Source organism: Clostridium sp. HMP27, assembly GCF_000765165.1.
Taxonomy (GTDB): domain Bacteria; phylum Bacillota; class Clostridia; order Clostridiales; family Clostridiaceae; genus Clostridium_AK.
Genome location: NZ_JMFY01000034.1, coordinates 215,791 through 221,899 on the forward strand (window position 1 = coordinate 215,791; position 6,109 = coordinate 221,899).

The following is a 6,109-nucleotide window of genomic DNA, read 5'->3' on the forward strand; positions in this document are numbered from 1 at the left end:
AGATAGTAAAAATGAATAAAAAAAGTATGGAAAATATCATTTGTAAGAGAGGTGTAAAGAAAGGCTTTACGTTAATAGAGCTTTTAATAGTTATATCAATAGCACTTATACTTATGAGTTTTATGCTTCCAAAATTTAATGGATATATGACAAAAGCTAAGAATTTAAAAGCTGAAAATGAAGCGCAACAAATATACACTGCAGCTATGGCTAGTTATGGAGAAAGGGGAGGCAAATTTGATGGAGAACAAATAGAACAAGATATTGTAGAGCTTGTAGGGGATGTATCAAGTTTATCTGCTGTACCAAGTGATGATATACTTACAATAAGTTTTATGTTGGAAAATAGAAAATATTCCTTTGTTATAGACCCTAAAAAGAACAATTATAAATTAAGTCCATCGGATGATAATACAAGTGAAGACAATAATGAGTTATAGAATAATTTCGGTTAAGAGGCGAACTAAGTATTGAGAATGATTAAGAAAGGTTTTACTTTAATAGAAACATTAATGGTTATGAGCATAATAGGAATTTTAATATCCTATGGAATATTTAAACATAATTACTTTGTTAAATTACAAAATGGGGTGGATTATAAGTTTTGTAATAACTCTATAGTAAATATAATAAATAATTCAAAACAGTATTGCAGAGAAAATAATATAACTGGTTCATTAAAATTTAATAAGGGTAGTGGTACTATAGTTCTAAGCTGTAGCGGTATACCGATATATAGGTATAGTATCCCTAGTAATTTTAGATTTACGTATATAAATGCGTATGACAGTATTATTTTGATAGATAACTTAGGATTTACCACAAGTGCTTGTACAATTAAATATTTAGATAGGATGGAGGAAGAGCATGTACTTTCATTATGTGTGGGGACAGCCCATGTTCAAATCAAATAAAAAAGGTTTTTCAATCATAGAAGTATTGTGCAGTATATCTATATTATCTATAACGATAACTGTGAATACATCAATGATAGTAAATAGTTTAAGAATAAAAAACTACAATGATAACTTACAAAGGTATTCTTATTTTACAGAAGCATTAAAAAATAATTTAGTATACAATTTAGAATTTAAAAATCTCACGTCTTTGAAAAATAAGAAACTATATATTGGTGAAAGTGATTTCAAGGTAGATATTCTAAAAGAAAATAGGCTAAATGAAATAATAAAATCTTCACCTCCGAACACCAAGGCTTATATAGAATTAATGCTAAATGAAGAAGAAGAAAACTATATAATTTCTATTAAACTATATTATCCACAAGAAAAGATAAATATAAGGACAGTATGGCGAGGAGAAAAAGAGGCTTTACCCTTATAGAGCTAATAATATCATTGGCTTTAATAGGAACTATAAGTTTAATAGGAATAAAAAGTTTGGTGTTAAACAGTAAGCTTTATTACTTGGAGGTAAATAAAGATTTAGAAGAGTTTTATATAAACGAAGCTTTTATATTTATAGAATATAAAATTAGTAAAAGTACAAGTGTAGAGAAGACAAGTAAGTATGGAAGAAGTATGATAAAGCTTATCTCTGATAGACAAAGTTTTATTGAACTTTATGGAAGTACCCTTATCATAGCTTATGATACTGAGTATCCTACAAATTATAATAATATTATGTATAGTATAAAAGGATTTGACGTTGATGAAAAAGGTAATGTGATTTATATAAAAATAATAGATAAATACGGAGATGAATATGAAAGGTGTTTTGGCAAAAGAGGAGCAGAGGTTTTATCTTAATTTATACAATGTTAATATGTACAGTTTGTATTTTGATAGGATTTTATATGTTTAAGCTTCAGTGCATGAGAGCTGTAAATATTAATCATTATATAAAGTATATAGAAGTGTATTAATAAAGGTAGGTGAAATATAGTTGTTAAAGAAGAATAAACTTGTGGAGTTAGATAGTAAATGTTTTTATTGTAAAAAGGATAAAGGAGAAGGGGAAGAGGTTATACCATTAGAACAAATAAAATATGTAAATATCAAAAGAAGAAATATTTATGTTTTGGTAAAGGGAGAAGAAGTTTTCATAAAAAGATTTACCCTTCCAAATGTAAAAGATAAATATATATTAGAGCAAATGATAGAAAGGGAAATTATTTACTATTTTAAAGATATTACTAATATGTGTTATTCCTACTATATATATGGAGAAAGTAAAAATACTCTAGAGATAATGATCTTTTGTTTGAATTGTAATGGAATAAGCAAGATAAAAGATATTGCTTTGAAAAACAATTTAAAGGCAGTATGGATTATACAAAATATCTTTTTAGAATATTTTAGTAAACATATCCTTCAGAGACAATTTGTTTTTATGTGTAATTATGAGGACAACTTATATTTGGTTGCATGTAAGGAAAAATGTATTGTCGCTACTAAAACTTTAAAGCTATTATCAGATAAAATAAATCTAAGCTGCATTTTAGAAGATTTTTTGAAAGAATGTTGTGAAAAAGATATATCTATGAATAATACAAATATATATGTGGTAAATATTGAAAAAGAATACTTAAAGCCGCTAGATAAAAAACATATATGTATTGATTTAGGAACTATTAATAAACAAGAATTTAATGCATATATGGAAAGAAGGTTAAAAGTGTGACTGAATTAAATTTTACACCTTCATGGTATATAAAAATAAGAAGAAATAGACTGATTAAATTATATAAAACTATAATGATTATTCTAGAAATAATTTTAATATTAAGTTCTTTAATCTTCATGGTTACACTTATTAATAGGAACTCTTTAAGTAGTAAAAATAAAGAAATAGCTGATAAAATAGGGAGTTTAGTTACATCTGAATATGATAAATATAATTTTGAAATTATACAAACACTCGACACAAAATTACCTAAAAGTATTAATTATTCGGAAATAACATTGGAAAATGATAGTATATTCATTGATTTCAAATATGTGGATAAAAAAAGTTACACAGATAATTTGAAATTACTTGAAAAGATAAAAGGATTTAAAATAAATTATATAGGAGTACCAACACAAAATGAAAAAGGAACATATTATAGGGTAGGGATGAAAAAAGATGAAAAATAGCAATTACAGGGATATTGTAATAAAATTCGCTTTACCTTTGTGCATTATAATATATATGAGTTATAATGTATGTATAAATATAAGTTATATAATATACTATAAAAATGTAATTAGTAAAAATAACTCTTTATACTTGACATTGATGAGTAATTCCAAACATAAAGAAGAAAACTGTAGCGAAATTCTAGAAAAAATTAGTAAAGAGAAAAACTGCATATTATCAAAGGTAATAAAAGATGACAGTAGAAATGTATTAGAAGTTAGTGTGTCTTATATAGGAACGCTTTGGGAACTTAGAGAATTTATTGAAAAAACTACTAAGGAAAAAAGTTTTCAGGATATAAACTATATTCATATTTATAATAATATATCCAAAGTTCAGTCAGAGTTACGTATTGCATTTAAAATATAAATTTATAAGTTGAATAAAGGCCGCAATACATGAACATAATATTAACAGGTATGCCGGCAAGTGGAAAAACTACCATAGCTGGTGTATTAGCTAAAAAATTATCTTCATAGAAGAATAAATATTTACAAGAATCCAGATATAATAATTAATACAAAAACGCTTGGGAAACAAGCTGTAGCAGAGTATGTAATTAAGAACATAGAAGATACTAATTTACATAAGTAAGTATTGAAACATGAAATATTTATCATTATTATTTGCAAATAATCACAACTTTTGATAAAATATCATTGTTGCGCGAAAAGGACTTATGGAGGTGCATAGGTAATGTTACAACAAAGGATAGAAAAGTTAAGAGAACTTATTAAGAAAAAGGGAATAGATGCAGTTTTACTTATAAGTAATCCAAATAGAAATTACATGACTGGTTTTACTGGTGATGAAAGTTTTGCAATACTTACATTAGATAAAGGGATATTTATTACAGATTCAAGGTATACAGAGCAAGCTCAGTCACAAGTAGAATATTATGAAGTAAGGCAATATAAAGGAGTTATAGCAGATTATCTAAATGAAGTAATAGATGAACTAAATATAAGAACTTTAGGATTTGAAGAAGACATACTTACATTTAAAGAGTATAGTACATATAAAGCAAAGTTTAAATGTGAACTTATACCTATGGAAGGTATGGTAGAAAGATTAAGACTAATAAAAGATAGTGATGAAATATCAGCTATAAAAAGAGCAGCTGCTATTGCAGATAATGCTTTTGCAAAGATACTTCAATTTGTAAAACCAGGTATGACCGAAAGGGAAGTTGGAGTAGAACTTGAATATTGGCTAAAAAGATTTGGTGGGAGTGGACTTTCTTTTCCATCTATAGTTGCATCTGGTGAAAGATCATCTCTTCCTCATGGGCAGCCTACAGAAAAGGTTATAAAGATGGGAGATTTCCTTACATTAGATTTTGGATGTATTTACAATGATTATTGCTCTGATATGACCAGAACAATAGTTATGGGGAATGCTACTGATAAAATGTTAGAAATATATAATATAGTCCTAGAAGCACAAGAAGCAGCTCTTAAGGCATTTAAGCCAGGTGTTACTGGTGCGGATGTAGATAAAGTAGCAAGAGATATAATAAAACAAAGAGGATATGGAGAGTATTTTGGACATGGATTAGGGCATGGAGTGGGAAGACAGATACATGAAGAACCTAGAGTAAGTCCAATGGGAAACACTGTTTTAGAGCCAGGTATGGTTGTTACAGATGAACCAGGAATATATATTCCAGATTTTGGTGGTGTAAGAATTGAAGATTTAGTTCTTATAACTGAAAATGGATGTGAAATACTTTCTAAATCACCTAAAAGTTTAATTACAATTTAAAATTATAGTATTAACTTACCTTAAAAGGTTATAATATAAATGAATTAATAGTTTTGGAGGGATACTTACAATGATATCAGCAGGAGATATAAGAAAAGGAACAACTTTTGAATTAGATGGACAAGTTTACACTGTAACAGAATTCTTACATGTAAAACCTGGTAAAGGTGCAGCTTTTGTAAGAACAAAATTGAGAAATGTTATAAATGGGGGAGTTACTGAAACAACATTTAACCCAACTGCAAAACTTCAAGAAGCTGTTATTGAAAGAAAAGAAATGCAGTATTTATATACAGATGAAGTATTATATTATTTCATGGATCAAGAAACATTTGAACAAATTCCATTAAATCACAGTCAAGTTGAAGAAGCTATAAAATATTTAAAAGAAAACATGTTTGCAGTTATAAAGTTCTATAAGGGAGAAGCGTTTTCTGTAGAACCTCCTAACTTTGTTGAATTACAAATAACTCAAACTGATCCAGGTGCAAAAGGAAATACAGCTACAAACGTATTAAAACCAGCTACTGTAGAAACAGGAGCGATAATTCCAGTGCCTTTATTTGTAAATGAAGGAGATGTAATCAGAATAGATACAAGAACTGGAGAATACATGGAAAGAGTATAATTATTATTTAAGCGACATACATTATGTATGTCGCTATTAAATAAATAAAAAAAGGATGTGAATGTTAATGGATTCTATTAAGTCAAGAGTTTCCTATTTAAAAGGTTTAATGGATGGTCTAAAAATTGATGCAAATGATAACGAAGGTAAAGTCATAAGGGAAATAGTAGATGTATTGGAAGAAATAGCAGATGAGCTAGATGAATTAAAGGATTCTCAAAAAGATATGGAAGAGTATGTAGACAATTTGGATGAAAATTTAGCATACATAGAAGATGAATTATTTGATGACGAAGATGATGACTATGATGAAGAGGATATAGATGGGTTCGTAGAGGTTGCTTGCCCAGATTGTGGTGAAACAGTATATATAGATTCAGGAATACTAGATGAAAAAGAAAGTATAATCTGTCCTAATTGCCACAAAGATATTCCGCTTCAATTTGAATGTGATGGTCACTGTGGAGAATGCACAGAGGACTAAAAATTTTTATTTTAAATATACAAAATATTTAATTAATTATAACAAAGCTTGAGTTTGTATAAACTCAAGCTTTGTTCAGGCTGTTGATAAACATA

General features: G+C 27.7%; 11 protein-coding genes. All 11 read left to right on the forward strand.

The annotated features are described in order from the left end of the window. The first annotated feature begins 11 nt into the window (after nt 1–11). The 11 genes from DP68_RS15225 to DP68_RS15270 all read left to right on the forward strand — a co-directional run bounded on the left by DP68_RS15225 (nt 12) and on the right by DP68_RS15270 (nt 6,014). Complete coding sequence (locus DP68_RS15225) at nt 12–440, forward strand: type II secretion system protein (RefSeq protein ID WP_035310976.1); 429 nt, start codon at nt 12–14, stop codon at nt 438–440. Between the two features lie 36 nt (nt 441–476). Beyond that, complete coding sequence (locus DP68_RS15230; protein WP_291549642.1) at nt 477–914, forward strand: type II secretion system protein; 438 nt, start codon at nt 477–479, stop codon at nt 912–914. Then, nucleotides 898–1,341 carry a prepilin-type N-terminal cleavage/methylation domain-containing protein gene (locus tag DP68_RS15235; RefSeq protein WP_035310979.1) on the forward strand — a complete coding sequence of 148 codons (444 nt, stop codon included), beginning with the start codon at nt 898–900 and terminating at the stop codon, nt 1,339–1,341. Before DP68_RS15230 ends, DP68_RS15235 begins: the two co-directional genes overlap by 17 nt. Then, complete coding sequence (locus DP68_RS15240; RefSeq protein ID WP_081957252.1) at nt 1,308–1,766, forward strand: type II secretion system protein; 459 nt, start codon at nt 1,308–1,310, stop codon at nt 1,764–1,766. Before DP68_RS15235 ends, DP68_RS15240 begins: the two co-directional genes overlap by 34 nt. 136 nt (nt 1,767–1,902) lie before the next feature. Beyond that, the gene (locus DP68_RS15245; protein WP_035310983.1) at nt 1,903–2,640 is read left to right on the forward strand and encodes a hypothetical protein; all 738 of its coding nucleotides are present in this window, start codon (nt 1,903–1,905) and stop codon (nt 2,638–2,640) included. Further along, nucleotides 2,637–3,095 (forward strand): hypothetical protein, encoded by a 459-nt coding sequence (locus tag DP68_RS15250; protein ID WP_035310984.1) that lies wholly within the window; start codon nt 2,637–2,639, stop codon nt 3,093–3,095. Before DP68_RS15245 ends, DP68_RS15250 begins: the two co-directional genes overlap by 4 nt. Beyond that, on the forward strand, nt 3,085–3,507 hold the full coding sequence (locus tag DP68_RS15255; protein WP_035310986.1) for a hypothetical protein: 423 nt from the start codon (nt 3,085–3,087) through the stop codon (nt 3,505–3,507). The genes DP68_RS15250 and DP68_RS15255 overlap by 11 nt, the downstream gene beginning before the upstream one ends. Before the next feature lie 29 nt (nt 3,508–3,536). Next, entirely contained in the window at nt 3,537–3,617 is an 81-nt protein-coding gene (locus DP68_RS19910; protein WP_363330962.1) for a hypothetical protein, read from the forward strand. Nucleotides 3,618–3,834: 217 nt separating this feature from the next. Beyond that, nucleotides 3,835–4,902, forward strand: coding sequence for a Xaa-Pro peptidase family protein (locus tag DP68_RS15260; RefSeq protein ID WP_035310988.1), 1,068 nt, complete (start codon nt 3,835–3,837; stop codon nt 4,900–4,902). A gap of 70 nt (nt 4,903–4,972) precedes the next feature. Continuing rightward, entirely contained in the window at nt 4,973–5,530 is a 558-nt protein-coding gene (gene efp / locus DP68_RS15265; RefSeq protein WP_035310990.1) for an elongation factor P, read from the forward strand. Between the two features lie 67 nt (nt 5,531–5,597). Further along, a complete protein-coding gene (locus tag DP68_RS15270) occupies nt 5,598–6,014 on the forward strand; it encodes a CD1247 N-terminal domain-containing protein (protein WP_035310992.1) in 417 nt (138 codons plus the stop codon). Nucleotides 6,015–6,109: the final 95 nt, after the last annotated feature.